At 63.1% G+C, this 14,343-nt stretch carries 24 protein-coding genes and 1 pseudogene; 17 read left to right on the forward strand and 8 right to left on the reverse strand.

Annotation, left to right across the window (positions count from 1 at the left end; genetic code table 11):
- The first annotated feature begins 95 nt into the window (after window positions 1–95).
- The 4 genes from LB526_RS08725 to LB526_RS08740 all read left to right on the forward strand — a co-directional run bounded on the left by LB526_RS08725 (window position 96) and on the right by LB526_RS08740 (window position 2,104).
- On the forward strand, window positions 96–608 hold the full coding sequence (locus LB526_RS08725) for a ferritin-like domain-containing protein (protein WP_224530884.1): 513 nt from the start codon (window positions 96–98) through the stop codon (window positions 606–608).
- A gap of 285 nt (window positions 609–893) precedes the next feature.
- A complete protein-coding gene (locus LB526_RS08730) occupies window positions 894–1,196 on the forward strand; it encodes a DUF982 domain-containing protein (RefSeq protein ID WP_140840699.1) in 303 nt (100 codons plus the stop codon).
- 26 nt (window positions 1,197–1,222) lie between these two features.
- A complete protein-coding gene (locus tag LB526_RS08735) occupies window positions 1,223–1,510 on the forward strand; it encodes a DUF982 domain-containing protein (RefSeq protein WP_224530880.1) in 288 nt (95 codons plus the stop codon).
- Between the two features lie 381 nt (window positions 1,511–1,891).
- Window positions 1,892–2,104 carry a hypothetical protein gene (locus tag LB526_RS08740; protein WP_224530878.1) on the forward strand — a complete coding sequence of 71 codons (213 nt, stop codon included), beginning with the start codon at window positions 1,892–1,894 and terminating at the stop codon, window positions 2,102–2,104.
- Window positions 2,105–2,130: 26 nt separating this feature from the next.
- On the opposite strand, the gene LB526_RS08745 is transcribed toward LB526_RS08740, so the two are convergent.
- The gene (locus LB526_RS08745; protein WP_224530875.1) at window positions 2,131–3,189 is read right to left on the reverse strand and encodes a YihY/virulence factor BrkB family protein; all 1,059 of its coding nucleotides are present in this window, start codon (window positions 3,187–3,189) and stop codon (window positions 2,131–2,133) included.
- 9 nt (window positions 3,190–3,198) lie between these two features.
- Complete coding sequence (locus LB526_RS08750; RefSeq protein ID WP_095768393.1) at window positions 3,199–4,302, reverse strand: flavodoxin family protein; 1,104 nt, start codon at window positions 4,300–4,302, stop codon at window positions 3,199–3,201.
- Between the two features lie 265 nt (window positions 4,303–4,567).
- Here LB526_RS08750 and LB526_RS08755 point away from each other — a divergent pair, with 265 nt between their 5' ends.
- Window positions 4,568–5,158, forward strand: a complete 591-nt coding sequence (locus LB526_RS08755; protein ID WP_224627276.1) for an NAD(P)H-dependent oxidoreductase — start codon at window positions 4,568–4,570, stop codon at window positions 5,156–5,158.
- An 81-nt stretch (window positions 5,159–5,239) separates the two neighbouring features.
- The gene (locus LB526_RS08760; RefSeq protein WP_095768392.1) at window positions 5,240–5,425 is read left to right on the forward strand and encodes a hypothetical protein; all 186 of its coding nucleotides are present in this window, start codon (window positions 5,240–5,242) and stop codon (window positions 5,423–5,425) included.
- Between the two features lie 22 nt (window positions 5,426–5,447).
- Here LB526_RS08760 and LB526_RS08765 read toward each other — a convergent pair whose 3' ends face one another.
- Entirely contained in the window at window positions 5,448–5,750 is a 303-nt protein-coding gene (locus LB526_RS08765) for a hypothetical protein (RefSeq protein ID WP_224530870.1), read from the reverse strand.
- Between the two features lie 19 nt (window positions 5,751–5,769).
- Window positions 5,770–6,789: an SDR family oxidoreductase gene (locus LB526_RS08770; RefSeq protein ID WP_224627277.1), complete on the reverse strand. Its 1,020-nt coding sequence runs from the start codon at window positions 6,787–6,789 to the stop codon at window positions 5,770–5,772.
- Window positions 6,790–6,949: 160 nt separating this feature from the next.
- Here LB526_RS08770 and LB526_RS08775 point away from each other — a divergent pair, with 160 nt between their 5' ends.
- Both LB526_RS08775 and LB526_RS08780 read left to right on the forward strand, forming a co-directional pair.
- A complete protein-coding gene (locus LB526_RS08775) occupies window positions 6,950–7,126 on the forward strand; it encodes a hypothetical protein (RefSeq protein ID WP_224627279.1) in 177 nt (58 codons plus the stop codon).
- Between the two features lie 208 nt (window positions 7,127–7,334).
- On the forward strand, window positions 7,335–7,634 hold the full coding sequence (locus LB526_RS08780) for a DUF982 domain-containing protein (RefSeq protein ID WP_095768390.1): 300 nt from the start codon (window positions 7,335–7,337) through the stop codon (window positions 7,632–7,634).
- Between the two features lie 4 nt (window positions 7,635–7,638).
- Here the strand turns inward: LB526_RS08780 and LB526_RS08785 are convergent, their stop codons facing one another.
- Window positions 7,639–8,358, reverse strand: coding sequence for a Crp/Fnr family transcriptional regulator (locus LB526_RS08785; RefSeq protein ID WP_224627280.1), 720 nt, complete (start codon window positions 8,356–8,358; stop codon window positions 7,639–7,641).
- A gap of 163 nt (window positions 8,359–8,521) precedes the next feature.
- On the opposite strand from LB526_RS08785, the gene LB526_RS08790 reads away from it, so the two are divergent.
- Window positions 8,522–8,752 carry a DUF6894 family protein gene (locus LB526_RS08790; RefSeq protein WP_095768388.1) on the forward strand — a complete coding sequence of 77 codons (231 nt, stop codon included), beginning with the start codon at window positions 8,522–8,524 and terminating at the stop codon, window positions 8,750–8,752.
- Between the two features lie 39 nt (window positions 8,753–8,791).
- Entirely contained in the window at window positions 8,792–9,685 is an 894-nt protein-coding gene (locus tag LB526_RS08795; protein WP_224627281.1) for an alpha/beta fold hydrolase, read from the forward strand.
- Window positions 9,686–9,740: 55 nt separating this feature from the next.
- Here the strand turns inward: LB526_RS08795 and LB526_RS08800 are convergent, their stop codons facing one another.
- Window positions 9,741–9,965: a hypothetical protein gene (locus LB526_RS08800; RefSeq protein ID WP_140840687.1), complete on the reverse strand. Its 225-nt coding sequence runs from the start codon at window positions 9,963–9,965 to the stop codon at window positions 9,741–9,743.
- A gap of 324 nt (window positions 9,966–10,289) precedes the next feature.
- On the opposite strand from LB526_RS08800, the gene LB526_RS29760 reads away from it, so the two are divergent.
- The 5 genes from LB526_RS29760 (at window position 10,290) to LB526_RS08825 (ending at window position 11,996) form a co-directional block, all read left to right on the forward strand.
- Window positions 10,290–10,505: a KGG domain-containing protein gene (locus tag LB526_RS29760; RefSeq protein ID WP_095768385.1), complete on the forward strand. Its 216-nt coding sequence runs from the start codon at window positions 10,290–10,292 to the stop codon at window positions 10,503–10,505.
- A 145-nt stretch (window positions 10,506–10,650) separates the two neighbouring features.
- Window positions 10,651–11,145 carry a hypothetical protein gene (locus tag LB526_RS08810; protein ID WP_140840685.1) on the forward strand — a complete coding sequence of 165 codons (495 nt, stop codon included), beginning with the start codon at window positions 10,651–10,653 and terminating at the stop codon, window positions 11,143–11,145.
- 27 nt (window positions 11,146–11,172) lie between these two features.
- Window positions 11,173–11,391, forward strand: a complete 219-nt coding sequence (locus tag LB526_RS08815; RefSeq protein ID WP_140840683.1) for a hypothetical protein — start codon at window positions 11,173–11,175, stop codon at window positions 11,389–11,391.
- 50 nt (window positions 11,392–11,441) lie between these two features.
- On the forward strand, window positions 11,442–11,639 hold the full coding sequence (locus LB526_RS08820) for a hypothetical protein (RefSeq protein WP_140543043.1): 198 nt from the start codon (window positions 11,442–11,444) through the stop codon (window positions 11,637–11,639).
- Between the two features lie 36 nt (window positions 11,640–11,675).
- The gene (locus LB526_RS08825; protein ID WP_095768382.1) at window positions 11,676–11,996 is read left to right on the forward strand and encodes a plasmid stabilization protein; all 321 of its coding nucleotides are present in this window, start codon (window positions 11,676–11,678) and stop codon (window positions 11,994–11,996) included.
- A gap of 41 nt (window positions 11,997–12,037) precedes the next feature.
- On the opposite strand, the gene LB526_RS08830 is transcribed toward LB526_RS08825, so the two are convergent.
- A complete protein-coding gene (locus LB526_RS08830) occupies window positions 12,038–12,496 on the reverse strand; it encodes an Lrp/AsnC family transcriptional regulator (RefSeq protein ID WP_040981044.1) in 459 nt (152 codons plus the stop codon).
- 171 nt (window positions 12,497–12,667) lie between these two features.
- Between LB526_RS08830 and LB526_RS08835 the strand changes: the two genes are divergently transcribed.
- Both LB526_RS08835 and LB526_RS08840 read left to right on the forward strand, forming a co-directional pair.
- The gene (locus tag LB526_RS08835) at window positions 12,668–13,411 is read left to right on the forward strand and encodes an AzlC family ABC transporter permease (RefSeq protein ID WP_224627282.1); all 744 of its coding nucleotides are present in this window, start codon (window positions 12,668–12,670) and stop codon (window positions 13,409–13,411) included.
- Between the two features lie 20 nt (window positions 13,412–13,431).
- Window positions 13,432–13,626 (forward strand): annotated as a pseudogene (locus tag LB526_RS08840) (AzlD family protein); the annotation flags it as partial.
- Window positions 13,627–13,631: 5 nt separating this feature from the next.
- Here the strand turns inward: LB526_RS08840 and LB526_RS08845 are convergent.
- Window positions 13,632–14,108: a hypothetical protein gene (locus tag LB526_RS08845; RefSeq protein ID WP_224627283.1), complete on the reverse strand. Its 477-nt coding sequence runs from the start codon at window positions 14,106–14,108 to the stop codon at window positions 13,632–13,634.
- Window positions 14,109–14,343 lie beyond the last annotated feature (235 nt).

Here is a 14,343-nt window from a genome sequence, read left to right on the forward strand (position 1 = left end):
TTGATGCTTTTAGCTGTGTCGCCGCATGTATTTCTTTCTGGAACAACTTTGGTCGGGCCGTGTTGGTGGTGATCCAACCCACCAGGAGATTCAGAATGGCGACGACGAAAGCGGCCTCGAACAAGGGCCTCAACGAACTTTTCCATGACACGCTGAAGGATATCTATTTCGCCGAGAAGAAAATCCTGACGACGCTGCCCAAGATGGCGAAGGCGGCGCAGGACGACGCGCTGAAAATGGCCTTCGAGAAGCATCGCGACCAGACGGAGGAACATGTCGCCCGTCTCGAGGAAGTGTTCGAGGTGATCGATAAGAAACCGGCGGGCAAGACTTGTGCCGCCATCATAGGCATCACCGAGGAAGGTGCCGAGATCATGGACGAGTACAAGGGCTCGCCCTCGCTCGACGCCGGCCTGCTGGCTGCCGCCCAAGCCGTCGAGCATTACGAGATCTCTCGCTACGGCACGCTTAGGACCTGGGCGCAGGAACTCGGCCTGACGGAGGCCGTCACCTTGCTCGACAAGACGCTGAACGAAGAAAAGGAAACGGACGCCGCGCTCACCCAGCTTGCCGAATCCGCGGTCAACGTCGCGGCTGAAGCCGCATAGCGGACGATCCGCTGACGCCGCCGAGCCCCGGCAGCTTGCCAGGGGTCTCTGCCACATTGCAGGTCTAATCGAACGACGGCGGCCGCTGCCCGCGCCACCAACGATCTTAGCTGTTTGTTGGACCGATAATTCGTCGTGGATGGCAGAATTGGCGCGCCGGTTCTTGCAGCGACCCCGGGCCTCTTGACGGTCAAGATCTACAAACCCATATCGCCGCTGAGCTTGGGCCGCTGTCGGCACCAAGCCGTTGCCTGAACTCAATTGTTCGTTCGATTGGAGGACGTTATGAACGATCGCATGTTCGACAGCCCTGTTTTCGTGAAGAGCGGAGACAGCCTCATCCAGGAAATCGCGTGCCTGGAAGATGCCCTGGAATTTCTTTACGCGTGGCCCAAGAACAGGCGCGGAACCATCTTTGAAACGGCACTTCGTGCCTGCCAGCGGGCATTCGACAGCGGCTATCCGCTGACTGCCGCCAGAGATGCCTTTAGCGGTTTCGCAAGGTCGGTCAAAATTCTCGAGGACGTGAGTATGCCCTTGCCATGGATGACCGGCAAAGGCGGCCGCGGCGGCGGACTGACTGTTTGAAAGTTTCGCGATTATGGGAGTTCGCGATGCTTTCCAAACCTTTCGAGAAACCCCTTCGCGTTTGGGTCGGACTGGGCTTTCCCCGGCAACTGAACACCGTCGTCGATGCCTATCAGTTCGCGACCGACTGGTGCGGCAATAGCCCGGAGCAGAAAGCGGCTATCCGTGCCTGCAAGGCGGCTTTGGCCGGTGATGTCGACGCGGAAACCGCACGAGGCGTTTTCGCCGCATTCGCGCGCAAGAAGGATATCCTTGTCGAGGACGGACCAATCCCCCTCGCGATAGAAAAAGCTCGGCCGTCAGATTACCGATGAGGATCGGGGCGCGCCCCGCGACCGCTGTCGGGGCGCCTCACAGCGTGCCGCATGTCATCCGGTCCGCCCCTTGGCACTGGATCGTTGGCCTCGAATGAACGCCCACCAGTCGCGGGAATGATGGGCGTTCAAACAGTTGACGATGAAGGGACTCAAATATCCGTCAAACCGTCCCCCAACCACCAACGGCGGGCCAAGGTTTCACTGCTTGGACCAAAGCGGCGCTGCGTGCGACTTCAGTCCCAAGTGAGTTGTATGTCGCGGCCGGGCCAGCCTGCCTTCCCGGTTTCCAGCAAGTGCCTCATGCGCAACCTTCGTGGAGGAATATCGGCTAGATGGAACCTCGATCCTGATTGTCTGTTCATTGGAAGGCGGGCCAACATGACCAGATCGTCGCTTCATCTTCTCAAGGGTGCAGGGTATCTGATTTCCACAGTGAGCGTGGCGCTGCTGGCGATCGTCAGCTGGGACAGTGCCTCGAAAAGTCCGTTGTTGATTGCTTGTCTGCTCGGCGGAGCCGCTACCTCGGTTATCGGCATGTTCTGCCGCTGGCTGTCCTACGAAATCGAGAAACGGCAGGAAGAACGGCGGTAAGGCACGAGCCTGGCGACGAGGTCGTATCAGCCTGAGCGGCGCAAGACCCGCGTGACAAGCAGAGTGATCAGGCTGCCGAGGACAATCCACAGGACGATCCCGCCGCCGGATGCCCGAGGCGCCGCCGCGCCGACACTTGCACCAGCGTCGGCCGGCATCGTCGTCTCGGGTTTGGCTACTTCTTCGGCATGGTGCAGCGCAGCCCGGTCGGTTGCATTCGCAACGACCGGCGCGAGGTCGCGCCGGCTGCCGCGCCGTACCGAATAGGCGCGGGTAATCTCGGCGCCGAAAAGAAAAATCTGTGCCGAGTAATAAACCCAGACCAGCACCACCATCAGCGCGCCCGCCGCTCCGTAAGACGTCGCTATGGCGCTGGTGCCGATGTACCAGCCGATCAGCGATTTGCCGATGGTGAAGAGCAGCGCCGTGACCGCGGCGCCGATGCCGACATCGCGCCATTTGAGCGTGCGGTCCGGCAGGACCTTGTAGATCGCGGCGAAGAGCAGCGCGATCAATGCGAAGGAGACGACCGTGTTGATGCCGCTGACGATCAGCGTTCCAAACGGCAGGCTGCGGTTAATGACTTCGCCAAGCGCGGCGATTGCGGTGCTGGCTGCAAGCGACACCAGCAGCAGGAAGCCGAGCGCCGCCACAAGTCCGAGGCTCACCGCCCTCGCCCGCACCAGGCGCGAAAACGACACGCTGGTGGGCTTGACCTTCCAGATCTCGTTCAATGTCTGCTGCATCTCGCCGAAGACGCCGGACGCGGTGATTAAAAGCGTGACCAGCCCGATCAAGGCGGCCAAAGTACCGGACCCGCGCTGCGAGGCGGTCTCGACCGTTGCCTTGAGAAGATCAGCGCTCTGCGGTCCCATGACGCCCGATATCTGTGCCGAGAGCGCCAGTTGCGCGGCATCGTTGCCGATGACGAACCCGGCGATCGCGACCACGATCAGCAGGATCGGCGCCAGCGAGGTGGTGGCGTAGAAGGCCATCGCCGCGCCGTGGCTCAGCGCATTGTCGGCAATATAGCCGGAGACGCTTTCCTTGAGGATTGTCCAGCCTTCGTTGGCCCAGCGCGGCATCTTCTTCCTCTATTTTGGGCGTGGATCCTTGAGGTCGGCTCCGATGGTGGGGAATTCCCCTGCCCGGCGCCTCGCCACCGCTTCGGCCAGGGCTAGCGCGGCGTTGGTTACTTCAACCTGAACGTCCTTGTCAGCGTCGAGCTCGTCATGGCTGGTTGCATAGGGCTTCCAGTAGCCAATATAGCGGTCGAGTTCGGCAATCTCGCCGACGGGATCGAGCTTCATCGAACGCAGCCAGTCGGCAAGCGCATGCCGCACGTTCGCAGCGCCTTCCGTATCGCCATGAACGACAACCGAAAACAACCGGCCTTCGAGATGGCGGGGATAGCTCCAGCCAGCGAGTTCGGCTTGCTTGGCAAGCGCTGCATCCTTGCCCTGCGTCAAAGACGGATCGGGATTGCCACCGTCAGCGCAGACCAGCCGGTCCATCATCAACTTCACCGGCGAGGAGGTCTGGTACCAGTTGACGGGCGTGACGATCATCACGCCATGCGCCTCGACCCAAAGGGGATAAATGTCGTTCATCCAGTCGTGCACCTGGCCGAGCGAATGGTTCGGATAGCACGAGCACGGCCAGTGGCAGAGCGCCGCCGCTGTCGAGAAGCAGGCCTTGCAAGGGTAGATCCTGCGGCCATATTCGGAAGCGAGCCGCGACAGATCGAGCACTTCAACGGAAAAGCCCGGCCTGCCGGCAATGGCGCGGCGCGCCAGTTCGACGAGACGAAAGCTTTTCGACATTTCGCCCGGGCAAGTATGCTCGCTGCGTGAGGAGCCGTTGATGATCAGGATGCGCGAGGGTGCAGTTCTGTCCTCGTGGCGCCGTTGCGCGGCCTTGACCGCATCGTGAGCGGCGATCCATTCGACGGAGAGATCGTAGCTTGGGTCGTGAAAACCCTCCCCCGCTTTGCGGGTCACCGGACTTTTGCGTTCCTCGCTATAGGCCTGCCAAGCGATTTCGGCCAGCCTGCCTATGGCTTCGGCCTCCGGCTCGAAGGCCGGATCGTAGAACAGCTTCCTGTAGCGTTGCTTGAACTCGCTCTCGCCGAGACGCGGGCTGGGCATGCCCTTGCGCGGTTCGACGCCGCCACCGTTTAATTCCGTATCCACTGCCATGTACTGCCCCAAGCTCGGAGCGGGCCGGGTGGGACAAGAGCTCGACTGCCTTTTCGTTGGCCAGGGCGGGAAGCCGGAGAAACCAGCCCTGTTCTCTTTGCCACCAGGTCCGGCTGACGCGGCCCGCAAGTCACAATCCTGTGCCGGCGCGATGGTTCCGGCCGCCTGTCGATGCGTGGCCGCGCACGACCAATGCTGAAGCCTAGGCAAAGCAATGGCGTTCAACTAGCCTCAGGCCGGGATCAGGGACGTGTGGGGGCATGCGATGAAGGTCAACGTCGTCTACGCGCATCCGGCGCGCGACAGCTACCTGGCGTCGCTGCACCGGCGTGTCGTGGAGGTCCTGAAGGCCAGGGGCGACGAGGTCGTCGACTTCGATCTCTATGCCATGAAATTCGACCCCGTCATGCAGGTCGATGAGTTGAAGGGGCATGCCGGTCCGTCGCCCGCGCCGGCGGATCTGCAGGTCTACATCGACGCACTGCAATGGGCGGAAGCGTGCGTGTTCTGCTTCCCGACCTGGTGGTCGGGCATGCCCGCTGTTCTCAAGGGATATTTCGACCGCGTGTGGCGGCCGGGCGTTGCCTTCGAGCTGCCGACGGATGGCGGCACGATCAAGCCGGCGCTTCTGAACATCCGCCGGATGGGCGTGGTCACCACCTTCGGCTCGCCGTGGTGGTACACCAGGCTCTATATGCAGGACCCGGGCAGAAAGGTGCTTTTGCGCGGCTTGAAATCCATGTGCGGACGCACGCAGAAACACCTCTATCTGGCGAAATACTCCGTGGAAAACATCACCCGCGAGGAGCGGGAAAAATTCGCTCGCAAGGTGGAGCGGCGGTTCGAACGATTTTGAGCGGGTCCGTCGTCGGAATTTGCAATCAGAAACAATGGGTTTATATTTAGCTGACTAAGTGATTCATGGCGCGGTGAACCGATGGCCAAGAAGAAGCACAGACGGCCGGCTTCCACTGTTTCGGCGGCTTCCGAGGCCGAGATCCTCGAAGCGGCTTACTTTGCCCGCAAATGCGGCCTCACGCGCGAGGAGGCATTGCAGATGATACGCGAGGCCCACAACTTGCCGGCCGCCAAGGCGACCGAGGGCGAGAAGCGCAAGCATTGAACCCTTGTTGTTGAAGACGGCCTCATTGGCCGGTCTGCGGCGGAATTTCGCCCGGCTTGATCACCGGCATGTCGCTGCCTGTCGGGGGCGGCGGCGTCGCGTTCTTGTCGCCGGTCGGCGGCGGCTTCAGCACGCCGCCGCAATTGCCGAGTTTTTTCGACAGCTCATCCGTGTCGGCCTGCTGCTTCTGTTTCTGCTGCTGGTCGTTGGCGTCGGGCTTGGCCTGGCAGTTCTGCGCCTGCTGATCGTTCGGCTGGGCGGCATTCTGGGCCACCGCCGGCAGGGCCGGAATCAGGGTGACTGCAATGAGAAGCGCTTTTTTCATGAGATCCTCCTCATGGGTGTCAGTAACCCCCGATGATCGGCAGGATTTCGCCGGTGATGTAGCTCGAGCATTGCGGCGAGGCCAGGAACACATAGGCCGGCGCGATCTCCTCCGGCTGGGCGGGCCGCTTCATCGGCGTCTTGGCGCCGAACTGCGAAACGTCTTCCGCTTGTTTTTCGGATGGGTTGAGCGGCGTCCAGACCGGACCCGGTGCCACCGCATTGACGCGGATGCCCTTCGAGATGAGGTTGCCGGAGAGAGCGCGGGTGAAGGCGTGAATGCCGCCCTTGGTCATCGAGTAGTCGACCAGTTCCTTCGAACCCTCGATGCCGGTGACCGAACCCGTGTTGATGATGGCAGAACCCGGCGCCATGTGCGGCACAGCTTCCTGAGCCATATGGAAATAGCCGTAGAGATTGGTCTTCAGCGTGGTGTCGAAATGCTCCTCGGTCAGATCGGCGAAATCGGCCGAGTGGATTTGAAAGGCAGCATTGTTGACCAGCACGTCGAGCTTGCCGAAGGCCTTGAGCGTTTCCGCCACCGCCTTGCGGCAGAAGGCGCGTTCGGCGACATCGCCGCGCAAGGTGATGCAGCGCCTGCCCTCCGCCTCAATCGCATGCTTCGTCGCCTCGGCATCGCGGTCCTCACTGAGATAGGCGATGGCGACATCGGCACCCTCGCGTGCGAACAGCACGGCCACAGCGCGGCCGATGCCGGAATCACCGCCGGTGATCAGCGCGACCTTGTCCTTGAGCTTGCCCGACCCTTGCCAGAAGGGCGCATCATAAAGCGGCGCGGGCTCGATCGCCCATTCCTCGCCGGGCTTGGGATGATGCTGCCTGGGGAAAGGCGGCGTGGGATATCTGCGCGCGCCGGCCTGCATGGCGCCCGGCGCTTCCCGCTTCGGCTTGCTGCGGTCCGTGGCATCGACCTTGCGCTGCACGCCGCGCTGCCTGTTCGCGGCCTTTGCCGTGTCTGTCTTTTTGGCGGTCGCTGATTTTCTGGCTGTATCGGTTTTCGTTCGGCTGCTGGTCGGCATGGTGGTCTCCTTTCGGAGGACAACGCATGCCGACGGAAAAGGTTGGCCCTTGGATCGCCGCACCTCGCCAAGATGCCTGCGCGTACATCAAAGTTAAATGCGGCCGCCCGGCCGCGGTGCTAACGCTTGGTCGCTGGGGGACTCTTCAGGAGGAGTCCACATGGACGTTCGAACTCTCATCGGCAGTCTCTCGGCCGCAATGCTGCGCCGGCGCGCCGCAGCGCCACCAGTCCCCGTCAGGGTGATCCGCGCTTCGCTGGCCGAGGTGCCGCTCAGGCCGCGCCCACGTCCGCCGCACCGCCCGGCGCCGCCGACCCGGCCCGCGAGCAATATGTAGCCTCGGATTTGCAGCCTCGGACCAGCCGGCCGGATGCAACCGACTGCCGAAGTCATCGTTTACTGCCATCCGCAATTTTTACGGTGAAACATGAAATCCATGCGTACGAACAGTCCGCTTTTTATTCTCGCCGCCACCATGATCACGGCCGCTCCCTTTGTCGGTCTTGCCTGGCGCACGCGCGAATGGCTCGGATGGTGAAGGACCGATGAGCCGTTTCCTGCCCCTCACCATACGCTTCGTCAGCGGCGGCACGATGGTGGTCACCACCGTCGCCGAGGCCAAGAAGGCACTCGGAGGCGCATGGAAGAACAAGGAGGCGCCAGCCTATCTCGAAGCGGCCCGGCTGGTGGACGACGCGATCGCCGGCACCTGCCGTCCGGCCATCGCCTTTGCCGCCTTCAAGAAGGTCGCCGCGCAGCAGGGCCTGCTGAGGCCTGCCCAGCCGAGTGCCGCGCTTACCATGCTGGATGAGTTGTGGTCGCGCTCCAAGACCCCGCGCAGCTAGATGCCTATCTCGGCTCGCGCGTCATGCTGAGATAGGTTGGATCGAATTCGGCGATCGCAACCAGCCGCTCCCAGTCGAGGATCGTGATCATATGGTTCGTCCAGTTGACCACGTTCATGCGGCGCAGCGTGCCGATGACCCGGTTCATATGGACGACGGAGAGGCCGAGCACGTCGGCGAGCTCGGCCTGCGACAGCGGCAGATGGAAGCTCATCTCGCGCGTCTTTTTCACCACCTGCAGCCTGACGAACAGCTCGCATATCAAATGCGCGAGATGGGAGGTCTTGGAGCGCCGGCCCATGGCCACGATCCATTCGCGGTGGATGGCGCCATCGACCAGCGTGTCCAGCCACAACAGCCGGGTAAGGTGCGGCGCCTGCTCGGTAATCGTCTTGAGCTTGCTATGCTCCGCTGCGGCGACGTGGCAGGGAGATAGCGCGACGATGCCATGGTCCATCGTCTTCAGCAAAAACGCATGAAGGTCGACGAAATCGCCCGCGACCTGCAGCGAGGTGAACTGGCGGCCGCCGTGCTCCAATACTTTGTAGCGGGCGGCAAACCCGTCGATGATGAGCGTGCTGTAGGTCGGCCGCGTGCCTTCCGTGACGATATCCTCGCCGGCGGCGACGTATCTTTCGAGCGGCATGGCGCCCGCGAGCAGCGCCTTCTCTTCTTCTGACAGCGCGTCATGCTGGCCCAGGTTGAGGTAAAGCGATTCCAGCATCCGCGGTTCTCCATGCGCAACAGCTAACGCCGCAGGGCCGGGCCGGTTGCAGGCGGCGGCGCAGCAAGGGCCGGCGCAGCGCGGATTCTCCTGGGGATCAACCGCTTGGAACCATGATCGGGGCCAGGGATTGAACTTGCCAAACGCCCGGAGTGCTTCATCGATGGAACGCTACTATTTCGACCTCCATAACGCCGAGCATGGCCAGATTGACGACCACGGGCAGCTTTTTGCCGACCGCGAGCGTGCCCGTCTTGAAGCGTTGCGCATCCTGCATGACATTGCCCGCGACGAGGCGCCCGGGACCGAACAGTTGAAGATCACCGTGAAGCTGCGCACCGAGAAGGAGCAGATATTCGAGGCGTCGCTGACGCTGGACTCGGCCTGGAAGTGAGGCCTTTGCCATCAGCATCGCATCCCGCCGGAGCCAAGCATGTTCGCCGATTTTGACGCATTGGAGATAGATGCCGGCGAGGCGCGTGTCTTCGCCCGCCGTGGCGGCAGCGGGCCCGGCCTGCTCCTGCTGCACGGCTTTCCCGAAACGCATGCGATGTGGCGCGACGTGGCGCCCAGCCTGGCGCGGGATTTCACCGTCGTCTGTGCCGATCTGCGCGGTTATGGGCAAAGCTCCTGCCCGCCATCGGCTGCCGACCATGCGCCCTACGGCAAGCGCGCCATGGCCGCCGACATGGCGGCGCTCATGGAGGACCTCGGCTTCCAACGTTTCCTGGTCGCCGGCCATGATCGCGGCGGGCGCGTCGCCTACCGGCTGGCGCTCGATCATCCGGAGCGCGTTGAGAAGCTCGCCGTGCTCGACATCGTCCCTACCGCCGAGGTCTGGGACCGGGCCGATGGCAGGCTGGCGCTAAGTTTTTGGCCGTGGTCGCTGCTGGCGCAGCCCGAGCCGCTGCCGGAGACGATATTGGCGGCGACGGCCGAAGCAATCGTCGACAATGCGCTTTCTGGCTGGGGATCCGCCGCCGACGCGTTCCCGCCCGGCGTACGGCAGGCTTATGTCGATGCGCTGCGCGATCCGGCGCATATCCACGCCATCTGCGAAGAGTATCGCGCGGCGGCTTCGCTCGACCGGCTGCACGACCATGCGGACCGCGAGGCCGGCCGGCGTATATCCTGCCCCGTGCTGGCGCTGTGGAGCGAGCATGGCGCGCTGGCCGAATGGTATCGGGACGAAGACGGACCGCTGGGCATATGGCGGAACTGGGCCGACGATGCCAGCGGCGGGGCGATGCCCGGCGGCCATTTCTTTCCGGAGGAATCGCCGATCGAAACGGCGGCCACGCTCGACGCCTTCTTTTCCGGAAGATAGAGACGATCCTTTCCGGCAGATGGCGCCGGCCGGCCAAGCGGCCGGTCGGCCTGGCTCACCTCAGCATCAGCCAGAGCAACGGCAGGGCCGCCAGGCCGATCGCCATTGTGATGAGCGCGGCATGGCCGAGACGCTCTGCGCGCCTGGCAATATCGGCGACCTCGTCCTCGTCATTGATGATGTCGAGGAACGAAAGATCGGCAAGGGTGGTACGCTGGTTGTCATTGGCAGGCAGGCTTTCGGCATCCTGCCGAGCGGGCTTTGCAGAGATATAGGTCAAAACGTCGTCTCGCTCCGAGGTCGGCTGCGCGGCCTTCTGTTTATGGATAACGGTGCCCGCCGGAATTGCGCGGGGCTGACCGGCGGGCACCATGATAGCCGGCGATGGAGGGGGCTTTCTCGTCGGCCGCTCACCAATTCGCAAAAGGAGGTTTGGTTGCACAAGCCAGCCCAATGCGCTGGCCGGATCGGACTTCAGTCTGACGAGTCACAAAATGTTTCGACCGGAACATCGGCTGCCGACGCCTGTTGCCCTTACTCAGGGATGTTGGACGCGTCCTTGAATTCACCCTCAAGAAAAATCCGAATTAACGGAGAATTCGATATGCCCAATCAAGGCGGAACCCACGAACAGCACGTCAAGGCCGGCCAGCAGAGCCACAAGAACCGCGAAGACCAGCATCGCGGCAGCGGGCAGCAGCAGGCCGAGGATCGCAACATGGGTCAGCGGAGCGCCGGCCAGCACCGAGGTGGCAGCGGCAACTTCGCCGAAGACCGCCAGCGCGCCTCCGAGGCCGGCCGTAAAGGCGGTCAGCGCTGAATTCAAATGGCGTCCGTGTCCTTCACGGACGCCATTTCATCTGCCCGCGGGATCTCCCCCGCGATGGAACTTCTGCCCCGCCCTCCAGTTCCTCTTCAGTCGGTTGCCCAGGCTGCCGCCGCAGGATGTTTGAACGGAGGCATCAATGTCGCTGCAAACGCTTCATCCCGAACAGGTCGATGAGACCCGCATGCAAGCCTACTCGACCTTCGGTCCGTTGCTGATCCAAGCTCTGGCGCAGAAACTTGGGCACTGCCAGGGCATGCGCGAGTTGGACAAGCTCGAACAATCGCTTGTTCGCCTGGTCGAGGAGACCGACGTCGCCGCCCCGCACGGCGAGGAGATGAAGGAATTCGCCGTCGAACTCGTCGTGTCGACGCTGCGCAATGTGCGCGAGCATCCCGACGCCAAGCAAGATCTGGAAGAGATCGACGGACGTCGCGCCGAAGGCCGTTCGGAAGACCCGGATACGCTGGAGGAGCAGTTGCAGTCCGGCCTTGAGGACTCCTTTCCGGCAAGCGATCCGCCGGCCGTGGTCTCGACCGCGATCACCGGCGGCTCGAAGGACATCGTCGGCACCGACGAGGTGCTGCGCCGCAAGAAGGAAGCGCGCCGCAGGCACTCCCAGACAGCGAACTGATACGGCGGAAATCGAAGGAGGCCTGCGATGACCCAGGCGAACGACAATATACCGAACCGGCCGGGCGCCGCCGATGCGACGGCGACCGGCAATTTGCCGACCAAGGGCGGCGACGATCCCGACGTGCGCTTCCTGGCGGAGAATACCGATCTGTCGCCGAAGCAGGCGCGCGAACTGATCCGGGAGCACGGGCACGACCGCGACAAACTCTTGAAGATCGCACGGACCATGAAAGCGGAAGGCTGACGGTTCTCCAAGGATGGAGGGCAAACGGCTTTCTCGAAAGCGAGGTTAAGATGAGCAATTCACCCAATACCGGACGTCCCGGAACCTCCGATCAATGGCCGCGCTGGGAAGGCCCGAAGGCCAACAAGCCGCGCGGCTATCTGCCGGCCAAGGATGATCCCGACGAGGATCGCGACGCGGCCGACGAGAACAACAAGGATCCGGAACGGGCCGACCTCGGCGACGTCGCCAAGAAAAAGGGTTCCTGAGACTCTCAATCACTCAGCGCAACAAGGAGCAGGACAATGCCACGCGGAGATAAATCGAAATACACCGACAAGCAGGAACGCAAGGCCGACCATATCGCCGAAGGCTACGAGAAGCGCGGCGTGTCCGAGAAAGAAGCCGAGCGCCGCGCCTGGGCGACGGTCAACAAGGACGACGCCGGCGGCAAGAAGGCAGGGGGCTCCGGCCGCGGCAAGCATACCGGTCATCCGGCGGCGCATAAGGGCGGGAAGGCTGGCGGCAAGGCGTCGGGCGAGCGATCCGCGGCCGCGCGCTCCGCTTCCGCGAAGAAGGCAGCGGCCACGCGCAAGCGCAACGCGGAGCACCACGCCCATCATTGAGGACTTTGCCTTCTCCCCTTGTTGTGGAGAAGGCAAGGGCCTCACAGCGGCATCTCCGAGGTCTGCTTGATCGTCTGGCTTGGCACATCCGTCTTGACGTTCTGCACGCCCTTGATGCGGCTCAGATGCTCCGACTGGAAGCGGCGGTAGTCGTCGATGCCGGCCGCCACGATCCGCACCATCGCGTCGCAGTCGCCCAGCATCAGATAGCACTCCATCACTTCGGGGAATTTCGCCACCTCGGCGGCGAAATGCTCGATCGTGTCCTCATCCTGCTGCTTCAGCCAGATGCGGGTAAAAAAGGTCTGGCCGCGGCCGATCTTGGCCGGGTTGAGCACCGCGACGTAGCGGTCGATGACGCCGGCCTCCTCCAGCAACTTGACGCGCCGCAGGCAAGGCGACGGCGAGAGGCCGACTTCCTTGGCTAGATCGTTGTTGGCCATGCGTCCGTCGCGCTGCAAGGCGCGCAGGATGCGCCTGTCGATCTCATCCAGCTTCATGGTGTCAGATTCCAATCTTTTTCCTGAATGTGCCATTCAATGCCAAATCTTGGCAGGAACGACGCATATTCGCAACCCGATTGCGAGGCAATTCGGCTATGGTGCCCCACCGATAGCAACCCACAACCGAGCGGGAGAACGGCGGCCGCGAGGCCAGCCGAAAGCAAAGCCATGAGCGTTTCCGAGATCGCCCTCGCCGAGGGTCAAAGCACCGATGGACGCGGCGGCGAGTTCCGACGCGGGCTCGCCGCTTCGACGCCGGTGCTGCTCGGCATCATCCCCTACGCGCTGGTGCTCGGCGCGCAGGCCGCGCAGAAGGGCCTGAGCGTGGCCGAGGTGCCGCTGATGACCGGCCTCAACTTCGCCGGCGGCTCAGAATTCGCCGCGATCCAGCTCTGGACTTCGCCGCCGCATATCCTGTTGATCGCCGCCATCACCTTCTTGGTCAACAGCCGGCATTTCCTGATGGGCGCCGCACTCGCGCCGTTCATCAACCATCTGCCCAAGCGGCAGGTTTTTCCGGCGCTGTTCCTGATGTGCGACGAAAGCTGGGCCGTGGGCCTTGCTGATGCGCGGCGGCGCGCCGACGCCGGCATGCAGCCGGTCTTCAGCCTGCCTTTTTATCTAGGCGCCGCCCTGCCCTTCTATTTCGCCTGGGTGGCGTTCACGACTTGCGGCGCGGCACTCGGTCCAGTGCTCGGCGACGTCGAGACCTACGGTTTTGCCTTGGCTTTCCCTGCTGTCTTCCTGGTGTTGCTTCGGGGCATGTGGACGGGCTTTGCCGCGGCGCGGCCCTGGCTGGTCAGCCTGGCGGTGGCGACGCTCACCTATCTCGTCGTGCCCGGCGCCTGGTATGTGGCGGCCGGTGCGCTGTCCGGCCTGGTGGCCGCGTGGTTCCTGGCAGGTGAGAGATGATCGATCCGATGACCGGCCCGCGCGCCACGGCGGTGATGGAAGCCGCGCCCGGCTGCGTGCTGATCTCGGTGATCGCTCCGGATTTCGTCTCGAAGAATCCGGCCGATCTGGCGGCGCTTGCAATCACGGTGCTGGCGGCGACACGGCTGTCGATGCTGCCGACGGTGGTGATCGGGGTGGCTTCGGCGGGCATGCTGAGATGGCTGATAGGCTAGCTGCCTCAGCCGCCGTAAAGCCCGAGCTCGTCCAGCTGGATCGATGCGGCGTCGCCTTCGCCAGGTCCGTCCGCATGCTGCTTCAACGCGGCATCCAGCCTTTTGCTATCGCTGCCTCGCGGATCGGCTATCGCGTCGACGAGCCTATCGAGAGAAACGCCAAGTTGGTCCAGGCCAAGCTGTCTCTCGATCTCGGCGATCGCCGACGGCGATTGCCGTTTCAACGCTTCGACGGCGTTCTTGATCGCCGTACCGTAGGACGACACTGAGTCGTATTCGGCCTGATCAATGCGGAACTCATTGCCCGCACGTTCCATCAGTCGGACCTTGGTCGCCGTGATATTGAGGTTGTCGAGGCTGAACTTGGATGCTGGGGCCGTGGGCTTCGCCTGCATGAGCGGCGAAGCCGCGGCGCCGACGGCGCTGTGGCTACTGGCAGCCGGCCTGGCCGTCGGCAACAGGCGCTGCGGCTGCAGGGTCACAATGGCGATGTTGACGGTCGAGGACATTACGGGTCTCGCAGGCGGCCCTCCGTCATGGTTCGGACGCCGGACAGTCGAGCCAAGACGTCATGTCCCGAGCAAAGCGTTTCACAGGCAATTAGCCCAGTTGTCCTAAGAGTTCGATAGAAGGATGGCTCACCTTTTAACGATGGGCGCGTTATCACCCCAAGAGTCAGTCGTCCCCGCCACCGTCATGGCCGCCGCTGCCCCCGCC

It is taken from the genome of Mesorhizobium sp. CA6 (assembly GCF_020165035.1).
GTDB lineage: Bacteria > Pseudomonadota > Alphaproteobacteria > Rhizobiales > Rhizobiaceae > Mesorhizobium.

Coding starts and splice junctions, on each gene's coding strand:
- LB526_RS08725 (WP_224530884.1), top strand. CDS start 96: ATGGCGACGACGAAAGCGGCCTCGAACAAGGGCCTCAACGAACTTTTC.
- LB526_RS08730 (WP_140840699.1), top strand. CDS start 894: ATGAACGATCGCATGTTCGACAGCCCTGTTTTCGTGAAGAGCGGAGAC.
- LB526_RS08735 (WP_224530880.1), top strand. CDS start 1,223: ATGCTTTCCAAACCTTTCGAGAAACCCCTTCGCGTTTGGGTCGGACTG.
- LB526_RS08740 (WP_224530878.1), top strand. CDS start 1,892: ATGACCAGATCGTCGCTTCATCTTCTCAAGGGTGCAGGGTATCTGATT.
- LB526_RS08745 (WP_224530875.1), bottom strand. CDS start 3,189: ATGCCGCGCTGGGCCAACGAAGGCTGGACAATCCTCAAGGAAAGCGTC.
- LB526_RS08750 (WP_095768393.1), bottom strand. CDS start 4,302: ATGGCAGTGGATACGGAATTAAACGGTGGCGGCGTCGAACCGCGCAAG.
- LB526_RS08755 (WP_224627276.1), top strand. CDS start 4,568: ATGAAGGTCAACGTCGTCTACGCGCATCCGGCGCGCGACAGCTACCTG.
- LB526_RS08760 (WP_095768392.1), top strand. CDS start 5,240: ATGGCCAAGAAGAAGCACAGACGGCCGGCTTCCACTGTTTCGGCGGCT.
- LB526_RS08765 (WP_224530870.1), bottom strand. CDS start 5,750: ATGAAAAAAGCGCTTCTCATTGCAGTCACCCTGATTCCGGCCCTGCCG.
- LB526_RS08770 (WP_224627277.1), bottom strand. CDS start 6,789: ATGCCGACCAGCAGCCGAACGAAAACCGATACAGCCAGAAAATCAGCG.
- LB526_RS08775 (WP_224627279.1), top strand. CDS start 6,950: ATGGACGTTCGAACTCTCATCGGCAGTCTCTCGGCCGCAATGCTGCGC.
- LB526_RS08780 (WP_095768390.1), top strand. CDS start 7,335: ATGAGCCGTTTCCTGCCCCTCACCATACGCTTCGTCAGCGGCGGCACG.
- LB526_RS08785 (WP_224627280.1), bottom strand. CDS start 8,358: ATGCTGGAATCGCTTTACCTCAACCTGGGCCAGCATGACGCGCTGTCA.
- LB526_RS08790 (WP_095768388.1), top strand. CDS start 8,522: ATGGAACGCTACTATTTCGACCTCCATAACGCCGAGCATGGCCAGATT.
- LB526_RS08795 (WP_224627281.1), top strand. CDS start 8,792: ATGTTCGCCGATTTTGACGCATTGGAGATAGATGCCGGCGAGGCGCGT.
- LB526_RS29760 (WP_095768385.1), top strand. CDS start 10,290: ATGCCCAATCAAGGCGGAACCCACGAACAGCACGTCAAGGCCGGCCAG.
- LB526_RS08810 (WP_140840685.1), top strand. CDS start 10,651: ATGTCGCTGCAAACGCTTCATCCCGAACAGGTCGATGAGACCCGCATG.
- LB526_RS08815 (WP_140840683.1), top strand. CDS start 11,173: ATGACCCAGGCGAACGACAATATACCGAACCGGCCGGGCGCCGCCGAT.
- LB526_RS08820 (WP_140543043.1), top strand. CDS start 11,442: ATGAGCAATTCACCCAATACCGGACGTCCCGGAACCTCCGATCAATGG.
- LB526_RS08825 (WP_095768382.1), top strand. CDS start 11,676: ATGCCACGCGGAGATAAATCGAAATACACCGACAAGCAGGAACGCAAG.
- LB526_RS08830 (WP_040981044.1), bottom strand. CDS start 12,496: ATGAAGCTGGATGAGATCGACAGGCGCATCCTGCGCGCCTTGCAGCGC.
- LB526_RS08835 (WP_224627282.1), top strand. CDS start 12,668: ATGAGCGTTTCCGAGATCGCCCTCGCCGAGGGTCAAAGCACCGATGGA.